1 protein-coding gene is annotated in these 1,121 nt (G+C 73.4%); it reads left to right on the forward strand.

Annotated elements, in window-relative coordinates:
• A partial coding sequence (locus ABT300_RS44280; protein ID WP_351688890.1) for a beta-ketoacyl-[acyl-carrier-protein] synthase family protein occupies positions 1-973 on the forward strand: 973 nt, incomplete at its 5' end.
• Positions 974-1,121: the final 148 nt, after the last annotated feature.

A 1,121-nucleotide genomic window follows, 5' to 3' on the forward strand; every position in this document is an offset into this window, starting at 1 on the left:
CGGTCTGGACACCGGGTCCTGGGACTGCACCCGGGTCGGCGTGGTCATCGGCAACTCGCTGGGCGGCGCGGCCACCCTGGAGAAGCAGCTGCGCACCTACTCCGATGGCGCCCCCGAGGACGTGTCCGCGCTGATGATCCCGATGAGCATGGTCAACATGGTCGCCGGATACGTCGCCATGGACCTGCGCATCCACGGTCCCAGCCTGGTCACCGCGACCGCGTGCGCGTCGGGGGCGTCCGCGATCGGCACGGCCCGCGAATGGCTGCTTTCCGGACTGTGCGACGTCGTCCTGGCCGGCGGCACCGAGTCGGCGATCAGCCCCGGCACGCTCAACGGACTGTCCCGGATGGGCGCGTTGTCGGGCCGTACCGACGAACCGGGCGCGGCCTCAAGGCCGTTCGCGGCGGACCGGGACGGCTTCGTGGCCGGCGAGGGCGCGGCGATCCTGGTGCTGGAGAGGTGCGCGGACGCCACCGCCCGCGGCGCCCGGCGCTATGCGGACATCGCCGGTTTCAGCGCCACGTCCGACGCGCACCACGCCACCGCCCCGCACCCGCGGGGCGAGGGCCTGGCCCGGGCGCTGCGGGCCGCCCTGGACGACGCCGGAGTGCTCCCCGACGAAGTGGAGCACGTCAACGCGCACGGCACCTCCACCCCGATGAACGACCTCACGGAGGCCCGTGCCCTGCACTCGGTGCTCGGTGACCGCGCGGCGGTCTCCTCCACCAAGGGCGTCACCGGCCACACCCTCGCCGCGGCGGGCGCCGTCGAGGCGGCGTACACGGCACTGGCGCTGTACCACGGCGCCGTGCCGCCCACCGCGAACGTGCGGTCGCTGGACCCGGCGATCGACGTCGACATCGACGTCGTGACCGGCGCGGCGCGGCACCGGCGGATGAGCGTCGCCGCGAGCACGTCCCTGGGGTTCGGGGGGCACAACGCCGCGCTGGTCCTCACCGCCGCGGCGTGACGGGCCGGGGTGTCCGCACCCCCGCCCCCCCCCCCCCCCCCCCCGGGGCCCCCCCCCCCCCCCCCCCCCCCCCCCACAACAAAAAAAAAAAAACAAAATAACCCCCCAAAACGAAAAAGAGGGGGTGGGGGAAAGTTGTTTAAGCATT

The organism is Streptomyces sp. NPDC001027 (genome assembly GCF_040299045.1).
GTDB lineage: Bacteria > Actinomycetota > Actinomycetes > Streptomycetales > Streptomycetaceae > Streptomyces.